Source organism: Agromyces sp. CCNWLW213 (genome assembly GCF_037199545.1).
Lineage (GTDB): Bacteria > Actinomycetota > Actinomycetes > Actinomycetales > Microbacteriaceae > Agromyces.
In genome coordinates this window covers 216,950-236,389 of record NZ_JBBBDX010000002.1, presented here as the reverse complement: position 1 = coordinate 236,389, position 19,440 = coordinate 216,950, and the positions used below count along the sequence as shown (strand labels likewise).

Here is a 19,440-nt window from a genome sequence, read left to right as displayed (position 1 = left end):
GCGGGCGCCGCGCCGGGCGCCGGGGACGGTGGAGCGGGAGCAGGTGCGGCTAGACCGTCGCGACGATCTTCGCCAGCAGGTCGGAGATGCGCGCCTCGGCCGCGCGGCCGGCCTCGATGACCTCGTCGTGGCTCAGCGGTGTCGACTGGATGCCCGCCGCGAGGTTGGTGATGAGCGACATGCCGAGCACCTCCATGCCCGCCTGCCGGGCGGCGATCGCCTCGAGCGCGGTGGACATGCCGACGATGTGGCCGCCGATGGCCCTGGCCATCCGGACCTCGGCGGGGGTCTCGTAGTGCGGCCCGCGGAACTGCACGTACACGCCCTCGTCGAGCGAGGGGTCGACCTCGTGCGCGAGCGCGCGCAGTCGCGCGGAGTACAGGTCGGTCAGGTCGATGAACGTCGCGCCCTCGAGCGGCGAGTCGGCCGTGAGGTTGATGTGGTCGCTGATCAGCACGGGCGTGCCCGGCGACCAGGTCTCGCGGATGCCGCCCGCCCCGTTCGTGAGGATCATCGTCGTCGCGCCGGTCGCGGCGGCGGTGCGCACCGAGTGCACGACCCGGCGGACCCCGTGGCCCTCGTAGTAGTGCGTGCGCGCGCCGATGACGAGGGCGCGGCGACCGTCGGGCAGTGCGACCGAGCGCAGCGTGCCGACGTGCCCCTCGAGCGCCGGCTTGGAGAAGCCGGGCACGTCGTCGGCGGGGATCGTGTGGGTCGTCTCGCCGATGAGCTCGGCGGCGGCGCCCCAGCCCGAACCGAGCGTGAGGGCGAGGTCGTGGCGCTCCACGCCGGTGAGCTCCGCGATGCGGGCGGCCGCGTCGCGCGCGACGGCGAACGGGTCGGCGGCGGGGTCGTCGAGCGGGTTCTGCTGCTGCATCCCCTCATGGTACGCAAGCGACGGATGCCGCGGCGCGGCGTGAGCGGCCCGGTGCTCGCCTGCGCGCGGCGTGCGCCGGCCCGCCCGCGTTCGCGCGCCCGCGCCTGCGTGGGAGGATGGACGCCATGCACACCACCTTCGAGCGCACGCAACGGATCGCGGTCCTCGGGGGCGGACCCGGCGGGTACGAGGCGGCGCTCGCCGCCGCGCAGCTCGGCGCCGAGGTCACGCTCGTCGAGCGCGCCGGCGTCGGCGGCTCGGCCGTCCTCACCGACGTCGTCCCGTCGAAGTCGCTCATCGCGACCGCCGAGGCGTCCAACGCCGTGAAGGAGGCCGCCGACCTCGGCGTGCAGTTCTTCGCCAAGGGCGCGAACGACAAGGCCGTGAAGCCCGACGTGGCCATCAACCTGCAGGCCGTGAACAAGCGCCTGCTCGGACTGGCCGCCCAGCAGTCGGAGGACATGCGCTCCAACCTGCTCGAGGCGGGCGTGAACCTCGTGCAGGGCGAGGGCCGGCTCGACGGCGCCAACGCCCTCATCGTCGCGACGGCCAAGGGCGGCACCGACTTCGACCGCATCGAGGCCGACACGCTCGTGATCTCGACCGGCGCGACGCCGCGCGTGCTGCCGACGGCGGTGCCCGACGGCGAGCGCATCCTGACCTGGACGCAGCTGTACCACCTCGCGCAGGTGCCCGAGCACCTCATCGTCGTCGGGTCGGGCGTGACGGGCGCCGAGTTCGCGTCGGCGTACCGTGCGCTCGGGGCGAAGGTGACCCTCATCTCGAGCCGCGAGCAGGTGCTTCCGGGCGAGGACGCCGATGCGGCATCCGTCATCGAGAAGGTCTTCAAGCGCAACGGCATGAAGGTGCTGTCGAAGTCGCGCGCCGAGTCGGTCGTGGTCGACGGCGACGGCGTCCTCGCGACGCTCTTCGACGGGCGCGAGGTGCGGGGCAGCCACTGCCTCATGGCGGTCGGTTCGGTGCCGAACACGGCCGACCTCGGTCTCGAGGAGGCGGGCGTCCAGCTCGCCGAGTCGGGGCACATCCGCGTCAACCGCGTCGCGCGCACGTCGATGCCGAACATCTACGCCGCGGGCGACTGCACGACCTTCCTCCCGCTGGCCTCCGTGGCCTCCATGCAGGGCCGCACGGCCGTGTTCCACGCGATGGGCGACATCGTGAACCCGCCCGAGAACCGCAACATCACCTCGAACATCTTCACGCAGCCCGAGATCGCGACCGTGGGCTGGACCGAGAAGGAGATCGACGAGGGCGTCGTGCCCGGCACGGTCTACAAGCTGCCGCTGTCGTCGAACCCGCGCGCCAAGATGATGGGCATCCGCGACGGCTTCGTGAAGTTGTTCGCATCGGCCGGCTCGGGCGCCATCATCGGCGGCGTGATCGTGGCGCCCAAGGCGTCCGAGCTCATCTTCCCGCTCGCGCTCGCCGTGGAGCACCGCCTCACGGTCGACCAGTTCGCCGAGGCGTTCCCGGTCTACCCGTCGCTGACGGGCTCGTTGACGGATGCCGCGAGGGCCATGCACGTCGTACGCTGACCCTGCGCCTGCGCGACGCGACGGCGCGTTCGGAGCGTGGCACCGTCCGGTGCCGGGAGGGGGAGGCTCATGGACTGGCGGGTGAAGTCCGTCGAGGCGACGATCGCCGATTCGGCCGACGTGGAGCGCAGCCTGAAGCGGTCGCTCGGCACCTGGGACCTGGCCCTGATGGGCATCGCGGTCGCCGTCGGCGCCGGCATCTTCTCGGTCGGCGCGCAGGCGGCGGCGAACTTCGCCGGGCCGAGCGTGATCGTCTCGTTCATCCTCGCCGCGATCACGTGCGGCCTCGCGATCATGTGCTACGCCGAGTTCGCCTCGACGGTGCCGGTCGCCGGCAGCGCGTACACGTTCACGTACGCGACCATGGGCGAGCTGCTCGCGTGGATCATCGGCTGGGACCTGATCCTCGAGATGTTCACGGGCGCGGCCGTCATCGCGAAGTACTGGGGCGTCTACCTCGGAGAGGCGCTGCTCGCGTTCGGGCTGCCGTTCCCGGCGACGCTCACGCTGGGCGGTATCGAGGTGAGCTGGCCCGCCTTCCTCATCGTCGCGGTCTTCACGGCGCTCCTCGTCGCCGGCACCAAGCTGACGGCTCGGGTGGGCTCGGTCTTCACGATCATCAAGGTCGCGATCGTGCTGTTCGTCATCGTCGTCGGCTTCGCCTTCGTCGACGCGGCCAACTTCACGCCGTTCATCCCCGAGGCGGTGCCCACCGAGGGCGGCGACGCCGACGTGTGGACGCAGTCGCTCTTCTCGTGGGCGACCGGCGCCGCTCCGGCGCAGTACGGCGTCTTCGGCATGCTCTCGGCCGCGTCGCTCGTGTTCTTCGCGTTCATCGGGTTCGACGTCGTGGCCACGAGCGCCGAGGAGGTGCGGGACCCGCAGAAGCGGCTGCCGCGCGGCATCTTCCTCGGGCTCGGCATCGTGACGGCGCTCTACGTGCTGGTGTCGATCGTCATGACCGGGATGGTCTCGTACCGGGACCTCGCGGCCGAGGAGGCGCCGTCGCTCGCGACCGCGTTCCGGCTCGTCGACCAGGACTGGGCCTCGGCGGTCATCTCGGTCGGCGCGCTGGCGGGGCTCACGACGGTGATCATGGTGCTCCTGCTCGGGCTCTCGCGGATCGTGTTCGCCCTGAGCCGCGACGGGCTGCTCCCTCGGTGGCTCTCCAAGACGACCGAGCACACCAAGACCCCGGCGCGCATCCAGATCATCGGCGGCACGGTCGTGGCGCTCGTCGCCGCGTTCACCGACGTCGGGCTGCTCGAGGAGATGATCAACATCGGCACGCTCTCGGCCTTCGTGCTCGTGAGCCTCGGGATCGTCGTGCTCCGTCGCACCCGCCCCGACCTGCCGCGCGGCTTCCGCGTGCCGTGGTCGCCGGTGCTGCCGATCCTCTCGGCCGTGCTGTGCCTCTGGCTCATGCTGAACCTCACGACGCTCACGTGGGTGCGGTTCCTCGTGTGGCTCGCGATCGGCGTGGTGATCTACCTCATCTACGGACGCCGTCGGTCGCGCCTGATGGGCGAGCAGGTCAGCGAGGTCGAGCTGCCCTCGCCGCAGGGCACCCCGCCCATGTGAATGCGTCGCGAGCGGGCCGGGGGCGGACCCCGGCCCGCGTCGACGCGCGCGTGCGGCTCCGGACCGGACCGGGGCCGCGGGTCAGGCCGCGGGCGCGTCGGTGATCGCGAGCAGCAGGTGGCCGCTGGAGACGGTGACGCCGGGCTCGGCGTTGACGAGGCCGATCACGCCGTCCTTGTGGGCCAGGATGGGCTGCTCCATCTTCATGGCCTCGAGCACCAGGACCAGGTCGCCCTTGACGACTTTGTCGCCCTCGGCGACGGCGACCTTGACGACCGTGGCCTGCATGGGCGCCTTCACGGCGTCGCCCGTCGAGGTGTCGACCGAGTGGTGCAGCGCGCGGCGTCGCGGAGCGGGACCGGCGGTCGCGGAGGACGAGCCGCGCGCGCCCGCGAGCCGCCGGGGCAGCGACACCTCGACGCGACGCCCGTCGACCTCGACCACGACGCTCGTGCGCGCGGCCGGGCCCTTGGCCTCCTCGAGTTCGCCCGTCCAGGGCTCGAGGGTGTTGTCGTACTCGGTCTCGATCCAGCGCGTGTAGACCGTGAACGGCTCGTCGCCGGCGGGCGCGAACGCCTCGTGGCCGACGATGTCGCGGTGGAAGGGCAGCACGGTCGGCAGACCGGCGACCTCGAACTCGTCGAGCGCCCGCCGCGCGCGCTCGAGCGCGTCCTTGCGCGTCGCGCCCGTGACGATGAGCTTCGCGAGCAGCGAATCGAACGCGCCCGAGATCTCGTCGCCGCTCGTGACGCCCGAGTCGACGCGGACGCCGGGGCCGCCGGGGAACCGGAGCTGGTGGATCGGACCGGGAGCAGGGAGGAAGTTGCGGCCCGGGTCCTCGCCGTTGATGCGGAACTCGATCGAGTGGCCCGTCGCCTCGGGGTCGGGGTAGTCGAGCACGCCGCCCTCGGCGAGGCGGAACTGCTCGCGCACGAGGTCGAGGCCCGTGACCTCCTCGGAGACGGGGTGCTCGACCTGGAGGCGCGTGTTCACCTCGAGGAACGAGACGGTGCCGTCCTGTCCGATGAGGAACTCGCACGTGCCGGCGCCGACGTAGCAGACCTCCTTGAGGATGGCCTTCGAGGCGTCGTACAGCAGCCGGTTCTGCTCCTCGGTCAGGAACGGCGCGGGCGCCTCCTCCACGAGCTTCTGGTGGCGGCGCTGGAGCGAGCAGTCGCGCGTCGACACGACGACGACGTTGCCGTGCTCGTCGGCGAGGCACTGGGTCTCGACGTGGCGCGGCTTGTCGAGGTACTTCTCCACGAAGCACTCGCCGCGGCCGAACGCGGCGACGGCCTCGCGCGTGGCGGAGTCGAACAGCTCGGGGACCTCCTCGCGCGTGCGCGCGACCTTGAGGCCGCGCCCGCCGCCGCCGAACGCCGCCTTGATGGCGACGGGCAGGCCGTGCTGGTCGACGAACTCGAGCACCTCCGCGGCATCCGCGACGGGGTTCAGGGTGCCGGGCGCGAGCGGAGCGCCCACCTTCTCGGCGACGTGGCGTGCCGAGACCTTATCGCCGAGGCGCTCGATCGCCTCGGGTGACGGGCCGATCCAGATGAGGCCCGCCGCGATCACCGCGCGCGCGAAGTCGGGGTTCTCGGCGAGGAAGCCGTAGCCGGGGTGCACGGCGTCGGCGCCCGAGCGGCGCGCGACCGAGAGCAGCTTGTCGATCACCAGGTACGTCTCGGCGCTCGTGGTGCCGTCGAGGGCGTACGCCTCGTCGGCGAGCTTCACGTGGCGCGCATCGCGGTCCTGGTCGGCGTAGACCGCGACCGAGCCGATCCCGGCGTCGCGGGCGGCCCGGATGACGCGGACGGCGATCTCTCCACGGTTGGCGATGAGGACCTTGCTGATGCGGCGCATGACTCCCAAGCCTATTGGCGGATGCACGCCGCACTTTGGGTGCGGTCGACAAAAAAGAGCGGGACGTGTTTCGGTGCTCGACAAGTCCGTGGGATCAGTGCAGGTCCCACAGGTCGGTCCACGTCGCGCCGAGCTCCCGCACCAGCTCACGGAGCGTGGAGAGGGAGAGCCCGACGACCGTCGACGGGTCGCCGGTCACGGACCGGATGAATGGCCCGCCCAGGCTGTCGACCGTGAAGGCCCCGGCGACCGAGAGCGGCTCGCCCGTGGCGATGTACGCGTCCACCTCCGCGTCGTCCAGGCGGGCGAACTCCACGAGCGCCGAGGCCGGACGACCGGCGGCCGCCCGCGGCGCCCCGCCGCGATGGTCGATCACCCAGTGCCCGGACCAGAGCACGCCCGACCGTCCGTTCTGGCGATCCCACCGCGACCGTGCCACCTCCGGGCGATGCGGCTTGCCGAACAGCTCGCCGTCGACGAGGAACGCGGAGTCGCCGCCGAGCACGAGTCCGTCGATCGCGTTTCCGTCGACCGTGCGACCCACGATGGCCTCGGCCTTCAGGCGTGCCAGGAGCTGCACCAGGTCCTCGGGCGCGAGCGGGCCGTGCTTCGCCTCGTGTGCCGCGACGGCCGCCTCCTCGTCGACGCCGGGAGCGAGGAGGACGGGTTCGATGCCGGCCTGCCGCAGCAGCTGGAGCCTGGCGGGCGAGGTCGAGGCGAGGTACAGGCGCATGGCGTCCATCCTGCCCCGGGGACCGCGCCTCTGGCTCGGCGCGTGCGGTGTGGGATGCTCGGATGATGGCAGCCCCACGTCGTCGACGCCCGACCCGCGCGGCGGGGAACCCGCCCCGCCCGCGTCCGAGCGAGCCCGGTCCCGTGCTCGAGCTCGAGGTCGAGCGCATCGCGCACGGCGGCGTCGCGGTCGCCCACCACGAGGGCCGGGTGGTCTTCGTCGCCGACGCCGTACCCGGCGAGCTCGTCCGCGCGCGCGTGGTCGACGCCGCCCGTGAGCGCTTCTGGCGCGCCGAGACCGTCGAGGTCCTCCGCGCGTCGTCCGATCGCCGCGAGCACGTCTGGCCCGAGGCCGCCCTCGACCGTTCGCCCGAGGCGAGGGCCGGCGGGGCCGAGTTCGGCCACATCCGGATGGCGCGGCAGCGCGCGCTCAAGGGCGAGGTCCTGCGCGACGCGCTGGCCCGGTTCGGCGGCGTCGAGGTCGACGTCGAGGTCGACGCGGTGGATGCCGCGCTCGCGCCCGGCGTCGACGCGGAGGCGGGCACGGGCTGGCGCACCCGCGTGCGACTGCACGTCGCGCCGGACGGCGCCGTGGGCCCGTACGCGGCGCGGAGCCACACGGTCGTGCCGGTGGCGTCGCTGCCGCTCGCCGTGCCCGAGCTCGCCGGACTCGCGCCGCTCGACCGCTCGTTCCCCGGGGCCGCGTGGATCGACCTCGTGGCGCCGTCGGACGGTGCACCCGAGGTCGTCGTCCGGGACGCGGAGCCGCACCCCGGCCGCGGCGGCCGCGGCGGGCGCGCCCAGCGGTCCGACGCGGCGCGCCCCGTCGTCGCGGAGCTCGTCGGCGCGCGGCGCTTCGCCGTCGACCGCGACGGGTTCTGGCAGGTGCACCGCGGCGCGGCCGCGACGCTCACCCGAGCCGTGCAGGAGCTCGTCGACCCCGACCGCTTCGATGCCGCGGCCGAGCACCACGACCTGTACGGCGGCGTCGGTCTGCTCGCGGCGGCGATCGGCGACCGATTCGGCCCGTCGGTCCGGATCACGACCGTCGAGGCCGACGCCCGCGCGACGCTCCATGCCGGGGAGAACCTCGCCGAGTGGGTCGGGGCGCGTGCGGTGACCGCGCGCGTCGACCGGTACCTCGACGAGCTCGCGGGGGTGTCGGACGGCGCGCGGCCCGCCCTCCGCGGCGCGACGGTCGTGCTCGACCCGCCGCGCTCCGGAGCCGGACGCGACGTCGTCGAGCGCATCGCGGCACTCGCCCCGGCCCAGGTGGTCTACGTCGCGTGCGACCCGGTCGCGCTCGCCCGCGACGTCGGGCTCTTCCGGGAGCGCGGCTTCGAGCTGGAGGCGGTCCGGGCCTACGACCTGTTCCCGAACACCCACCACGTCGAGGCCGTCGCGCGACTGGGCGCCGCTAGGGTGTGATTCGACCGTGGAGCCGAGTGAGGGGGGCGCAGTGAGCGCGGATGCCGCAACCGTGCCGTCGCGCACGACGGTCGCGATCGTCGACGACCGCGAGGCCGTCCGCCTGGGCCTGCGCGCCGCGTGCCGCGACGCGGGTTACGACGTGGTCGCCGAGGCCGCCGACGTGGCCACGCTGCTCGCCGGGTTCCGCGACCCCGAGTCCGAGCCGCCGCGGGTCGTGCTGCTCGACCTCTCGCTGGGCGACGGCTCGAGCGTGACCGACAACGTCCGCGCGGTGCTCGCCTCCGGCAGCATGGTGCTCGTGCACAGCATCGCCGACCGGGTCGCCGCGGTGCGCGAGGCGCTCGCGGCCGGCGCCGCCGGCGTCATCCCGAAGTCGTCGCCGACCTCGGCCGTGATCGCGGCGATCGCGACGGTCGCTCGCGGCGAGGCGCTGAACAACGTCGAATGGGCGAGCGCGATCGAGGCCGACCAGGACTTCGCGAAGGCGCAGCTCGGCCGTCGCGAGCGCGACGTCCTGCACCTGTACGCGTCCGGGCTCCCGCTGAAGCTCGTCGCCGAACGGCTCGGGATCGCGCATTCGACCGCGCGCGAGTACCTCGACCGGATCCGTGCGAAGTACGTCGAGGTCGGCCGGCCGGCGCCGACGAAGGTCGACCTGCTGCGTCGTGCGGTCGAGGACGGCATCCTCCCCGGACTCGATCCGGAAGGCGGGGATGGCCGGCGCTGACTGGCGCGCGGCCCGGCTCGTCCCGCGTCGCGCGGCGATCAGCCGGGCGCAGGTCGAGACCGTCTCCGGACGGGCGCTCGGCGTCTTCGGACTCGTGTTCGGCGGCCAGACGGTGCCCTTGGCGGTGACGCAGTCGTCCGCGCTGGTCGACGGCGCCGGCACCGCGATGATGGCCGTGCTGTACGGCGCGCTGGCGGCCCTGGCCGTGGCCACGTTCGCGCGCGTGGCGGTGCGCGCCGCCGCGGCCGCCTTCGCCGCGCTGTTCGCCGCGGCGCTGCTCGCGTGGCCGTACCTCGTCGACGAACCGGCGCGCATGGCGGACCAGACGCCCTGGCTCTACTACCTGGTCACGGTCGCGACCACCGCCGCCGTGATCGCCGTCCCTCCGCTGCCCGCGGCGGCCTACACGGTCGTGATCCCGGTCGTGTACGGGGTCATCCGCGCGACCCCGGCCGGCGGCCGGGCGGAGCCGTTCCTCGCCGCGCTCGACGCGATGTACGCCATGATCCTCGGGATCGTCGCGCTCGTGATCATCACCATGCTGCGGCAGGCCGCCGAGGCGGTCGACTCCGCCCAGGACGCGGCCCTGCAGCGATACGACGTGGTCGCCCGGCAGCACGCGAACGAGATCGAGCGGGTCAAGGTCGACGCGCTCGTGCACGACAGCGTCCTCACCACGCTGCTCTCGGCCGCCGCCGCGAGGACCCCGGCCGAGCGCGCGCTGGCGGCCCGGATGGCGGGCGACGCGGTGCGCCGCCTGGACGAGGCCGCGGCGGAGGTGCCCGGCAGCGAAGACCGGGTGGACCTCGAGGTCCTCGTACGTCGCCTGCGCACCGCGGTGTCGGGGTTCTCGGCGCCCATCGACGTGCGCCCCGCCGACCTCGGCGGCGTCGAGCTGCCCGTCGACGCGGTCGACGCGCTCACGTCGGCCGCGGTCCAGGCGATGGTGAACAGCGTCCAGCACGCCGACGAGCCCGGCCGCACGAGCCGGCGGACGGTCGAGGTCCGGGGCGTCGGCTCGACCGGCTGCGTCATCCGCGTGGTCGACGACGGGCGCGGCTTCGACCCGGCCGACGTCCCGATGAGCCGGATCGGGCTGCGCGTGTCGATCGAGGAGCGCATGGCGAACGCGGGCGGGTCCGCCGCGGTCGAGTCCGCGCCCGGACGGGGCACCGTGATCACGCTCGCCTGGCCCGCCGGCGTCGCGGGGAGCGGCTCGTGATCTCCGTCCCGCGCTGGCTGCTGCTCGTGCTCGGCGCGCTCTTCAGCGGATACCACGTCGTGCTCGGCGTCTACTCGCTCGACAAGCCCGCCTCGCCGTGGCCCGCGGTCGCCGCGCTGGGGCTGTACGTGGTCGCCACCGTGCTCAGCCTGTGGCCGGCGCGCCGCGCGCGCATGCCCGACTGGCTCGCCGCCCTCAACCTCGCGGTGAGCATCGTGCTGCCGCTGCTGGTGACCAGCCAGCTCGACGCCGGCGACGACAACGGCTACGCGACCTGGTACGTGGCCGCGGTGGGCACGCTCATGACGATCACCGCCGCCCGGCGGCAGCTCGTCGCCGCGTGGCTCGGGGTCGGTGCGCTCGCCGTCCAGACCGTCCTGTGGGCGGGACCGCTCGCGCTCGGCACGCTCGGCGTCGTCGGCTCCGTCGTGTGGGTCGCGATCGCCCACATGCTCTCGTCGGCGCTCGCCGGGGCCGCGCGGTCCACCCGGCGGTACGTCCAGGCCGAGCGCGAGGCGGCCGCCTGGCAGGCCGCGCAGGACGCGCACCTGTTCGAGGGCCGCATGCGCCTCGCGCAGACCCAGCGCATCGCGGCGCCCATGCTCCGCCGGATCGCGGACGGCGACCACGAGCTCACCGAGGCGGAGCGGCTCGAGTGCCGCACGCTCGAGGCGGCCATCCGCGACGAGATCCGCGGGCGGATGCTGCTCACCGACGCCGTGCGGCGGTCGGTCAAGGAGGCGCGGGGCCGGGGCGCGACGGTCACCCTCCTCGACGAGGGCGGCATCGACGACCTCGACGAGGACGCCCGGGATCGCGTGCTCTCACGCCTGGCCGACGCCATCTCGGCCTCGCGCGCCGACCGCCTCATCGCGCGCACGGCCGCGGCCGGATCGGCCGTCGCGGTGACCGTCGTCGGCCTCCGCGGTGGCGGCGACGGCGAGGTGCTCGAGTCGGACGACGCCGAGGTCGAGCTCTGGCTGGAGATCCCGCGCGCTGAATGACGTGGCGCGGCGTCCGGCGCCGCCGTCGATCGCGGCGGCACGCGCCGGACAGGGAAGCGGGGGGTCGGCCCCTACCGACCCCCCAGCAAGCCCGAGTCACGGCGGCAACCCGAATGCCGCCCTGACTCGCCCCCAGAAAGCGCCGGCGGTACCCAGCCGTCGGCGGTACGACTCCGTGGAGTTCGTACACCCCATGCTACGGATCCGTGGGCGCAGCGGTAGTCAGCATTTCGGGGGACACGGGCGGTCCCCCTCCCGCTCGGGCGCACCACGGGAGTGCCGCATCCGGCGGTCGGGAAGCCCGCCGCCGGGGGACACCCGCTCAGCGAAGGGCGGAGCTCCAGCGACCGGGCCCGACCTCGACCTGCGGCCGCAGCGCGTGCCTCGGGTGGGACCATTCGCTGCGCGCGGTCGGCGGAGGCGCCGACGCCTCCTCGCCGACGGCGGCGAGGATCACCGCGGTCACCGCGGCGGCCGCCTCGGCGGAGACGTCGCGCGTGATGAACCGGAGGTCGATGGCCTCGGCGCCGTCGCGCTCGCCGGATGCGGTGGTCATGTCGGTCCTCACAGGGGGATGTTGCCGTGCTTCTTCGGCGGCAGGCTCGCGCGCTTCGTGCGGAGCGCCCGGAGCGCCTTGGTCACCGAGACGCGCGTGGCGGCCGGCTCGATGACGCCGTCGAGCTCGCCGCGCTCGGCGGCGAGGAACGGCGAGGCCACGTTGTAGGTGTACTCGTTCGCGAGGCGCGTGCGCACGGCCGCGACGTCCTCGCCCGCCTCCTCGGCGCGCTTGATCTCGCCGCGGTACAGGATGTTGACGGCGCCCTGGCCGCCCATGACGGCGATCTCGGCCGTGGGCCAGGCGAGGTTGATGTCGGCGCCCAGCTGCTTGGAGCCCATGACGATGTACGCGCCGCCGTAGGCCTTGCGCGTGATGACCGTGACGAGCGGGACCGTGGCCTCGGCGTACGCGTAGAGCAGCTTCGCGCCGCGACGGATGACGCCGGTCCACTCCTGGTCGGTCCCGGGGAGGTACCCGGGGACGTCGACGAGCGTGAGGATCGGGATGGAGAAGGCGTCGCAGAACCGCACGAACCGCGAGGCCTTCTCGCCCGCGGCGATGTTCAGCGTGCCCGCCATCTGGCTCGGCTGGTTCGCGATGATGCCGACGGAGCGCCCCTCGACGCGCGCGAAGCCGATCACGATGTTCGGCGCGAAGAGCGGCTGCACCTCGAGGAAGTCGCCGTGGTCGACGATGCCCTCGATGACCGCGTGCATGTCGTAGGGCTGGTTCGGGGAGTCGGGGATGATCGTGTTCAGGCGGCGGTCGTCGTCGGTGATCTCGAGTTCCGTCTCGCTCTCGTAGACCGGCGCCTCCGACATGTTGTTGTCGGGCAGGAACGAGACGAGGGTGCGCGCGTAGTCGAGCGCGTCGGACTCGTCGCTGGCCAGGTAGTGCGCGACGCCCGAGACGGTGTTGTGGGTCAGCGCGCCGCCGAGCTCCTCCATGCCGACGTCCTCGCCGGTGACCGTCTTGATGACGTCCGGGCCCGTGACGAACATCTGGCTGGTCTTGTCGACCATGATCACGAAGTCGGTGAGCGCGGGGGAGTACACCGCGCCGCCCGCCGCCGGGCCGCACACGATCGAGATCTGCGGGATGACGCCCGAGGCGGCCGTGTTGCGGCGGAAGATCTCGCCGTACTTGCCGAGCGCGACCACGCCCTCCTGGATCCGCGCGCCGCCCGAGTCGAGGATGCCGATGATCGGCACGCCCGTCTTCAGCGCGTGCTCCATGACCTTGATGATCTTCTCGCCGGCCACCTCGCCCAGCGAGCCGCCGAAGATCGTGAAGTCCTGCGAGTAGACCGCGACCTGGCGGCCGTGGATGGTGCCCACGCCCGTGACCACCGCGTCGCCGTAGGGCCGCTTCCGCTCCATGCCGAACGCGTGCGTGCGGTGGCGGACGAACTCGTCGAACTCGACGAAGGAGCCGGGGTCGAGCAGCTCGGCGATGCGCTCGCGCGCCGTCATCTTGCCCTTGGCGTGCTGCTTCTCGATCGCCGCTTCGCCCGACGCCGTCACGGCCTCGTGGTAGCGCTGCTTGAGGTCGGCGAGCTTGCCCGCGGTGGTGGAGAGGTCGGGGCCGTCGTTCGTCGATTCGGTCACGAGGCTTCACTCTACCGGCCTGCCTCCTGGCGGGATCGTTGATGGATTCCCACAAAAACGGCGGGGAGCGTGGTGGTGATCGCCACCCCGCGCCCCGGACACTAGCCTGATTGCGACGGATCGGGAGGCGCGCATGGAGTGGGTGCGTTCGCGGGCGGCGGTTCCGCGGTTCGAGTGGCTCGACACGGCCGGGTCCACGAACGACGTGGCCCGCGAGGCGGCCACGGGACCGGACGCCGCGCGCTGGCCGCACGGCAGTGCGATCGTCACCGACGACCAGACCAGCGGGCGGGGCCGCCTCGGGCGCACCTGGCTCGCGCCGACGGGCAAGACGCTCGCGATCTCCGTCCTGCTCCGACCCGGGAGCGTCCTCCCGGCCGACTCGTACGGCTGGATCCCGCTGCTCGCCGGCGTCGCGATGACCGAGACGGTGCGCGCGGCGGTGGCCGCGGCATCCGTCGATCGCGGCGGAGAGGACGACGGCACCGGCGGGGTCGAGGTCGAGCTGAAGTGGCCGAACGACGTGCTCGTGTCGGGATACAAGGTGTGCGGCATCCTCTCGGAGCTCGTCGCGGAGGGCACGGTCGTCGTCGGCGCCGGACTCAACGTCGCGCTCGACGAGCACGACCTGCCGACGCTGACGTCGACGTCGCTGCTGCTCGTCACGGGGCGCACGCCGGACGCGGACGCCGTGCTCGCCGACTACCTGTCGCGGCTGATCGCGCTCGTCGACGGGTTCGTCGCCGCGGGCGGCGACGCGGTCGCGAGCGGCGCGGCCGAACGCCTCGTGGCCGTCTGCGGCACCCTCGGCAGGGAGGTCCGCGTCGAGCTGCCCGGAGGCGGCGAGCTCCTCGGCGTGGCCGAGGCCGTCGCGCCCGACGGCCGGCTGATGGTGCGCGACCACGAGGACGGCGAGATCCGGGCGGTCGCGGCCGGGGACGTCACGCACTTGAGGTACTGATGGAGGCCACGGGGGAGGCGAGGGGCGCGGCCGGCCTGCCGCCGGGCGAGCGCGTCGTCGCCCGGCTCCGGCGCCACGCGCGCGTGCTCGTGCTGCCCGCGCTGCTCCTCATCGCCGTCGCCGGCGCGACCGGCTACGTGGTTCCCGCGCTCGACGAGGGCTGGCCGCGGCTGGCCGCGGTCGTCGTGGCCGCGCTCGTCGTGCTGCTCGGCTGCGTCATCCCGTACCTGTCGTGGCTCGCCGCCCGCACGACGGTCACGACCCGGCGGGTCATCGTGCGGCGCGGGCTGTTCGTGCGCGTCCGTCGCGAGCTGTGGCATCGGCGCGGCTATGACGTGCAGGTGAGCCGGGGGTGGCTGCAGCGGGCGGTGGGTTCCGGCGACGTCCGGCTCGAGACCGGCCACGACGTTCCCGTCGTGCTCCGCGACGTGCCCTCGCCGCTCGCGGTGCAGGCGGCGCTGCACGAGCTGATGGCCTCCGCGCACGCGCTGGGCACCCCCGCCGTCGGGCCCGGGACGGGGCCGGATGGCGACACGGCGCCCTGGGCGCGGCGCTGACGCCGGGCGTTCCGTGCCGGGCACACGGCCGGAGCGCGTACTGTAGTCGGGCGGCTCGCCGTCCCCGCGGGCCGAGCGACGAAAGGCACCACTTGGGCGAGGAATGCATCCACGGATTCGACGAGGGCCTCTGCGCGATCTGCTCGCCACCGGCTGAGCCGGACCCGGCGGTGGCCGCGGCGCGGAGCCGCCAGGTCCGCACGCCGGGCACCTCGCACGAGGCCGCCGCGGCGGCGGAGGCGCGCGCCGCGAAGGCGAAGTCGGCCGGGCGTCCCGCGGCTTCCGCGCGCACCGCCCGCCAACCCGGCACGCGCGTCGCGCGCGGCGCAGGAGGTGCGGGCGAGGCGCCCGTCGACGCCGGGGCGATGCGGCTCTACCACGTGACGCACATCGAGAACCTCGGCCGGATCCTCGGCGCGGGCGCGATCCTCGCCGACGCGGGCGATCCGCCCGCCCAGCCCGCCGTCGACCTCGCCGCGCCCGCGGCCCGGGCCTTCCGTCGTTCGGCGACCGTCGGCGCGACCGGCGCGCGGGTCGCGGAGTACGTGCCGTTCCTCGTGAGCACCGACGCGCACGTCTGGGAGTCGATCCGCACCGGCACGCCCGACCCGCGACTGAACGCCGAGGCCGTCGGCCACCCGATCGCCGACCACGTCATCCTCGTCACGTCGGTGGCGGCCGCGGCGGGCGCCCGCCTCGGCGAGGCGGGTCACGTGGTCGTGACCGAGACGGATGCCGCGGTCGCGGGCGGTGCGTTCGCAGCCACCTGGGCCGAGGCCGAGCGTTCGCTCGTGCGGCTCACGCTCGCCGACGAGGGAGCGGGGCTCCGAGCCGCCGAGGTCCTCGTGCACGGCGGCGTCCCCCTCGAGCGCATCGCGCTCGTCGCGGTCGCGAACGACCGCGTGCGCGATCGCGTCAGGGCCGCACTGCAGGCGGTGGGGTCGAAGACCCGGGTCGCGGTGTATCCGCCCTGGTTCCAGGCGCTCGCCGAGTAGCCGGCGGCGCGTCGGGCGGCGCCGACGGCGGGGGCTCCGTCGCCCGGACGGCGACGTCGGGCGCGGGTGCGAGCGGCGGCTCCTCGAACAGCGCGCGCTGCGCCTCCTCGACGCGCGCGAGGTTCGAGAGCCCGTCCACCCGGTGGTGCCCGAACACCCAGTACCGGTAGAGCAGGAACCGGAACGCGGTGCCGAGCGCGAGTCCGACCACGTTCGTCGCGACGTTGTCGGCGAGGAGGCTCGTGAAGCCGAGCAGGTGGTGGCTGATCCACAGGCAGAGCAGGGCGATCGCCATGCCGCCGACCGACACCACCGCGTACTCGGCGAACTCGCGCAGGGCGTGCCGCCTGCGGTGGCGACGGAAGGTCCAGTACCGGTTGCCGAGCCAGTTGAAGATGATCGCGACGGTCGTCGAGATCGTCTTCGCGCCGATCGCGGACTGCGCCCACGTGCCCTCGCCCAGGACGCCGAGCCGCAGGGCGTTGAACAGCGTCACGTCGATCACGAGCCCGATGAGGCCCACCACGCCGAATTTCACGACATAGGCGAGGAACCCGTTCCAGGCCCGCGACGCGAGGGCGCGGAAGGTCTCTGGCACCCCCCGATCCTACGGCGGCCGCGCCGTAGGATGGGGTGTCGCGGGGCACCCGGCCCCGGGGAACGGATGGTGCACCGGTGCGAGTCGGAGTGGTCGGCGCGGGGCAGCTCGCCCGCATGATGATCCCCGCGGCGATCGAGCTCGGCGTCGAGCTCCGGGTCCTCGCCGAGGGCGAGGGCATGGCCGCCTCGCTCGCAGCCGACCGCGTGGGCGACTACACCGATCCCGACACCGTCCTCGCGTTCGCGCGCGAGGTCGACGTCGTCACGTTCGACCACGAGCACGTGCCGCAGCACGTGCTCCGCGCGCTCGTCGACGCCGGGGTCCCCGTGCACCCCGGCCCCGACGCGCTCCGGTTCGCCCAGGACAAGCTGCTGATGCGGGCACGCCTGGCGGAGCTGGGCCTGCCCGTGCCCGACTGGGCGCGCGTGGCCGCGCCGGACGAGCTCGACGCCTTCATCGCCGAGCACGGCGGCGCGGCCGTCGTGAAGACGCCGCGGGGCGGCTACGACGGCAAGGGCGTGCGCGTCGTGCGAGGCGCCGCCGAGGTGGCCGAGTGGTTCGCCGCCGCCGGCGAGGACGGCCGGGAGGGCGCGCTGCTCGTCGAGGAGCTGGTCGACTTCCGCCGCGAGCTCGCGCAGCTCGTCGCACGGCGTCCGTCCGGCGAGGTCGTCGCCTGGCCGCTCGTCGAGACCGTCCAGGTCGGCGGCGTGTGCAGCGAGGTCATCGCGCCCGCGCCGCGCTCGGCCGGGCGGCTCGCCGACGTCGCCGCCGACGTCGCCATCGCGGTCGCCGAGGGCGTCGGCGTCACGGGCGTGCTCGCCGTCGAGATGTTCGAGACCGTCGACGACCGGGTGCTCGTCAACGAGCTCGCGATGCGTCCGCACAACTCGGGCCACTGGACCATGGACGGCGCGACGACGAGCCAGTTCGAGCAGCACCTCCGCGCGGTGCTCGACCTTCCGCTCGGCGGCACCGGATGCCACGACGAGTGGGCCGTCATGGTGAACCTGCTCGGCGGCCCCGCCGAGGGCACCCTGACCGACCGCTACGCCGAGGCGCTCGCCGGCCACCCCACCGTCAAGGTGCACAACTACGGCAAGGAGCCCCGTCCCGGCCGCAAGGTGGGCCACGTGACCGCGATCGGGCCCGACCTCGACGAGGCGGTCTACGAGGCGAGGGCGGCCGCGGCCGCCCTGCAGGACTAGACCCGCGCGCGGGCTCACGGGTTCACCCAGCCGGCGGCCCTACTATCGACGGGTGATCGCAGGCAATTCCCCCGCACCCCTCGTCGGCGTCGTCATGGGCTCCGACTCCGACTGGAACGTCATGCGCGAGGCGTCCGAGCTCCTCGACGAGTTCGGCGTGGCCCACGAGGTCGAGGTGGTCTCGGCGCACCGCACGCCCGAGAAGATGATCGCCTACGGCAAGGAGGCCGCGGGGCGCGGCATCCGCGTCATCATCGCGGGCGCGGGCGGCGCCGCCCACCTGCCCGGCATGCTCGCGTCGGTCACGACCCTGCCGGTCGTGGGCGTGCCCGTGCCGTTGTCACGGCTCGACGGCCTCGACTCGCTGCTGTCGATCGTGCAGATGCCGGCCGGGGTGCCGGTCGCGACCGTGTCGATCGGCGGCGCCAAGAACGCCGGCCTGATCGCCGTCAAGATCCTCGCCACCGCGGACGACGGCCTCCGGGACGCGCTCGCCGACTACGCCGCATCGCTCGCGGCCCTCGTCGAGGAGAAGAACGAGCGCCTGAAGTCCAGCCGATGACCATCGCCGACAGCCCCATCCGCCACCCCGACGCCGCGTCGCGCCCGCTCATGACGCGGCGCGGCTGGTGGCTCGTCGTGTTGAACATCCTCATCCCCGGGTCGGCGCAGGTGCTCGCGGGCGACCGCCGCCTCGGCCGCTTCGGGCTCGGGGCGACGCTCGTGCTGTGGTTCGTGGTCGCCGTGGCCGCGATCACCTGGTTCGCGGCGCCCGCGGTGATCTACACCGTCGCCTCGAACAGCGTCGCGCTGTGGGTCATCGCGCTCGGCCTCGTCTTCTACGCCGTCCTCTGGCTCGTGCTCACGCTCGACACGCTCCGGCTCGTGCGGCTCGTGAAGACGCAGCCCTCGGCGCGCGGCGCGCTCGCGGCCTTCACCGTGCTCGCCCTCGTCGTGGCCTCCGGGGGCGCCGCGTACGGCGCCTACCTCGCCACGACCGCGAGCGGGTTCTTCTCGACCGTCTTCACGGCCGGGCCGAGCGAGCCGCCCGTCGACGGCCGGTACAACATCCTCCTGCTCGGCGCCGACACCGGGCCCGACCGCGAGGGCACGCGCCCGGACAGCATGACCGTCGCGTCGATCGACGCGGAGACCGGCCAGGCCGTCCTCATCGGCCTGCCGCGCAACCTCGAGGACATCCGATTCCCGTCCGACTCGCCGATGGCGGGCGCGTATCCGAACGGGTACGGCACCGAGCAGGGCTGCCTCGTCGACGTGTGCCTGCTCAACTCGATCTACACCGAGGCCGAGACCGTCACGCCCGAGCTCTACCCCGACGCCGCCGCGCGGAACAGCACGCCGGGCATCGAGGCGATGCGGGATGCCGCGTCGGGCGTCACGGGGCTCACCATCCAGTACTTCGTGCTCATCGACATGCAGGGCTTCGAGGCGCTCATCGACGCGCTCGGCGGCGTCGAGATCACGGTCGAGGAGCGACTGCCCATCGGCGGCGACGAGTACCTGCAGAACGTCGACGGATGGGTCGAAGCGGGACCCCAGCGCATGAACGGCTACACCGCCCTCTGGTACGCCCGCTCGCGCTACAGCGCGACCGACTACGACCGGATGCAGCGCCAGCGGGTGCTGCAGGAGGCGATCCTGCGCCAGTTCACGCCGGCGAACGTCCTGACGAAGTTCCAGGCGGTCGCGGCCGCCGGCGCCGAGACGGTGCGGACCGACATCCCGCAGTCGATGCTCGGGTACTTCGTCGACCTCGCCGGCGAGACCCGGGCGCTGCCGATCCAGTCGGTCGAGCTGACGCCCGAGGCGGGGATCGAGCCGGCGTACCCGGACTGGGACCTCGTCCACGGCCTCATCCAGGACGCGATCGCGACCGCCACCGCGTCGCCGACGCCGCCGGCCACCGAGACCGGCTGAGCCGACGCGACGGTCGGGGCCGGC

Annotated in this window: 18 protein-coding genes; 12 read left to right on the top strand and 6 right to left on the bottom strand. The window is 73.7% G+C overall.

Annotated elements, in window-relative coordinates:
• Positions 1-49: 49 nt before the first annotated feature.
• Positions 50-877 (bottom strand): purine-nucleoside phosphorylase, encoded by an 828-nt coding sequence (locus WBQ80_RS05375; RefSeq protein WP_336573180.1) that lies wholly within the window; start codon positions 875-877, stop codon positions 50-52.
• A gap of 125 nt (positions 878-1,002) precedes the next feature.
• Here WBQ80_RS05375 and WBQ80_RS05370 point away from each other — a divergent pair, with 125 nt between their 5' ends.
• Both WBQ80_RS05370 and WBQ80_RS05365 read left to right on the top strand, forming a co-directional pair.
• Positions 1,003-2,433, top strand: coding sequence for an NAD(P)H-quinone dehydrogenase (locus WBQ80_RS05370; protein ID WP_336573181.1), 1,431 nt, complete (start codon positions 1,003-1,005; stop codon positions 2,431-2,433).
• A gap of 69 nt (positions 2,434-2,502) precedes the next feature.
• On the top strand, positions 2,503-4,014 hold the full coding sequence (locus WBQ80_RS05365) for an APC family permease (RefSeq protein WP_336573182.1): 1,512 nt from the start codon (positions 2,503-2,505) through the stop codon (positions 4,012-4,014).
• Between the two features lie 81 nt (positions 4,015-4,095).
• Here the strand turns inward: WBQ80_RS05365 and WBQ80_RS05360 are convergent, their stop codons facing one another.
• Together WBQ80_RS05360 and WBQ80_RS05355 are read right to left on the bottom strand one after the other, a co-directional pair.
• Positions 4,096-5,877 carry an acetyl/propionyl/methylcrotonyl-CoA carboxylase subunit alpha gene (locus tag WBQ80_RS05360; RefSeq protein WP_336573183.1) on the bottom strand — a complete coding sequence of 594 codons (1,782 nt, stop codon included), beginning with the start codon at positions 5,875-5,877 and terminating at the stop codon, positions 4,096-4,098.
• 94 nt (positions 5,878-5,971) lie between these two features.
• Positions 5,972-6,610 (bottom strand): Maf family protein, encoded by a 639-nt coding sequence (locus WBQ80_RS05355; RefSeq protein ID WP_336573184.1) that lies wholly within the window; start codon positions 6,608-6,610, stop codon positions 5,972-5,974.
• Between the two features lie 65 nt (positions 6,611-6,675).
• Between WBQ80_RS05355 and WBQ80_RS05350 the strand changes: the two genes are divergently transcribed.
• From WBQ80_RS05350 to WBQ80_RS05335, 4 genes are read left to right on the top strand one after another with little or no spacing between them, the layout of a single operon-like run.
• On the top strand, positions 6,676-8,037 hold the full coding sequence (locus tag WBQ80_RS05350; RefSeq protein WP_442893184.1) for a class I SAM-dependent RNA methyltransferase: 1,362 nt from the start codon (positions 6,676-6,678) through the stop codon (positions 8,035-8,037).
• 31 nt (positions 8,038-8,068) lie between these two features.
• Entirely contained in the window at positions 8,069-8,767 is a 699-nt protein-coding gene (locus WBQ80_RS05345) for a response regulator transcription factor (RefSeq protein ID WP_336572982.1), read from the top strand.
• Positions 8,754-9,989, top strand: a complete 1,236-nt coding sequence (locus WBQ80_RS05340) for a sensor histidine kinase (protein ID WP_337282480.1) — start codon at positions 8,754-8,756, stop codon at positions 9,987-9,989. The genes WBQ80_RS05345 and WBQ80_RS05340 overlap by 14 nt, the downstream gene beginning before the upstream one ends.
• Entirely contained in the window at positions 9,986-10,993 is a 1,008-nt protein-coding gene (locus WBQ80_RS05335; protein ID WP_336572984.1) for a hypothetical protein, read from the top strand. Before WBQ80_RS05340 ends, WBQ80_RS05335 begins: the two co-directional genes overlap by 4 nt.
• Positions 10,994-11,315: 322 nt before the next feature.
• Here the strand turns inward: WBQ80_RS05335 and WBQ80_RS05330 are convergent, their stop codons facing one another.
• Both WBQ80_RS05330 and WBQ80_RS05325 read right to left on the bottom strand, forming a co-directional pair.
• Positions 11,316-11,549 carry an acyl-CoA carboxylase epsilon subunit gene (locus tag WBQ80_RS05330; RefSeq protein WP_336572985.1) on the bottom strand — a complete coding sequence of 78 codons (234 nt, stop codon included), beginning with the start codon at positions 11,547-11,549 and terminating at the stop codon, positions 11,316-11,318.
• 8 nt (positions 11,550-11,557) lie between these two features.
• Positions 11,558-13,159 (bottom strand): acyl-CoA carboxylase subunit beta, encoded by a 1,602-nt coding sequence (locus tag WBQ80_RS05325; protein WP_336572986.1) that lies wholly within the window; start codon positions 13,157-13,159, stop codon positions 11,558-11,560.
• A gap of 133 nt (positions 13,160-13,292) precedes the next feature.
• Between WBQ80_RS05325 and WBQ80_RS05320 the strand changes: the two genes are divergently transcribed.
• From WBQ80_RS05320 to WBQ80_RS05310, 3 genes are all read left to right on the top strand, one after another.
• Complete coding sequence (locus WBQ80_RS05320; protein ID WP_336572987.1) at positions 13,293-14,120, top strand: biotin--[acetyl-CoA-carboxylase] ligase; 828 nt, start codon at positions 13,293-13,295, stop codon at positions 14,118-14,120.
• Positions 14,120-14,677: a PH domain-containing protein gene (locus tag WBQ80_RS05315; RefSeq protein WP_336572988.1), complete on the top strand. Its 558-nt coding sequence runs from the start codon at positions 14,120-14,122 to the stop codon at positions 14,675-14,677. The genes WBQ80_RS05320 and WBQ80_RS05315 overlap by 1 nt, the downstream gene beginning before the upstream one ends.
• Before the next feature lie 92 nt (positions 14,678-14,769).
• The gene (locus WBQ80_RS05310; RefSeq protein WP_336572989.1) at positions 14,770-15,672 is read left to right on the top strand and encodes a DarT ssDNA thymidine ADP-ribosyltransferase family protein; all 903 of its coding nucleotides are present in this window, start codon (positions 14,770-14,772) and stop codon (positions 15,670-15,672) included.
• On the opposite strand, the gene WBQ80_RS05305 is transcribed toward WBQ80_RS05310, so the two are convergent.
• Complete coding sequence (locus tag WBQ80_RS05305; RefSeq protein WP_336572990.1) at positions 15,593-16,270, bottom strand: GtrA family protein; 678 nt, start codon at positions 16,268-16,270, stop codon at positions 15,593-15,595. The genes WBQ80_RS05310 and WBQ80_RS05305 overlap by 80 nt on opposite strands.
• Positions 16,271-16,347: 77 nt before the next feature.
• On the opposite strand from WBQ80_RS05305, the gene WBQ80_RS05300 reads away from it, so the two are divergent.
• From WBQ80_RS05300 to WBQ80_RS05290, 3 genes are all read left to right on the top strand, one after another.
• Entirely contained in the window at positions 16,348-17,478 is a 1,131-nt protein-coding gene (locus tag WBQ80_RS05300) for a 5-(carboxyamino)imidazole ribonucleotide synthase (RefSeq protein WP_336572991.1), read from the top strand.
• A 94-nt stretch (positions 17,479-17,572) separates the two neighbouring features.
• Entirely contained in the window at positions 17,573-18,040 is a 468-nt protein-coding gene (purE, locus tag WBQ80_RS05295; protein ID WP_336573017.1) for a 5-(carboxyamino)imidazole ribonucleotide mutase, read from the top strand.
• Positions 18,037-19,416 carry an LCP family protein gene (locus WBQ80_RS05290; protein ID WP_337282479.1) on the top strand — a complete coding sequence of 460 codons (1,380 nt, stop codon included), beginning with the start codon at positions 18,037-18,039 and terminating at the stop codon, positions 19,414-19,416. The genes purE and WBQ80_RS05290 overlap by 4 nt, the downstream gene beginning before the upstream one ends.
• The last annotated feature ends 24 nt before the right edge of the window (positions 19,417-19,440 follow it).

Coding starts and splice junctions, on each gene's coding strand:
- WBQ80_RS05375 (WP_336573180.1), bottom strand. CDS start 877: ATGCAGCAGCAGAACCCGCTCGACGACCCCGCCGCCGACCCGTTCGCC.
- WBQ80_RS05370 (WP_336573181.1), top strand. CDS start 1,003: ATGCACACCACCTTCGAGCGCACGCAACGGATCGCGGTCCTCGGGGGC.
- WBQ80_RS05365 (WP_336573182.1), top strand. CDS start 2,503: ATGGACTGGCGGGTGAAGTCCGTCGAGGCGACGATCGCCGATTCGGCC.
- WBQ80_RS05360 (WP_336573183.1), bottom strand. CDS start 5,877: ATGCGCCGCATCAGCAAGGTCCTCATCGCCAACCGTGGAGAGATCGCC.
- WBQ80_RS05355 (WP_336573184.1), bottom strand. CDS start 6,610: ATGCGCCTGTACCTCGCCTCGACCTCGCCCGCCAGGCTCCAGCTGCTG.
- WBQ80_RS05350 (WP_442893184.1), top strand. CDS start 6,676: ATGGCAGCCCCACGTCGTCGACGCCCGACCCGCGCGGCGGGGAACCCG.
- WBQ80_RS05340 (WP_337282480.1), top strand. CDS start 8,754: ATGGCCGGCGCTGACTGGCGCGCGGCCCGGCTCGTCCCGCGTCGCGCG.
- WBQ80_RS05330 (WP_336572985.1), bottom strand. CDS start 11,549: ATGACCACCGCATCCGGCGAGCGCGACGGCGCCGAGGCCATCGACCTC.
- WBQ80_RS05320 (WP_336572987.1), top strand. CDS start 13,293: ATGGAGTGGGTGCGTTCGCGGGCGGCGGTTCCGCGGTTCGAGTGGCTC.
- WBQ80_RS05315 (WP_336572988.1), top strand. CDS start 14,120: ATGGAGGCCACGGGGGAGGCGAGGGGCGCGGCCGGCCTGCCGCCGGGC.
- purE (WP_336573017.1), top strand. CDS start 17,573: ATGGGCTCCGACTCCGACTGGAACGTCATGCGCGAGGCGTCCGAGCTC.
- WBQ80_RS05290 (WP_337282479.1), top strand. CDS start 18,037: ATGACCATCGCCGACAGCCCCATCCGCCACCCCGACGCCGCGTCGCGC.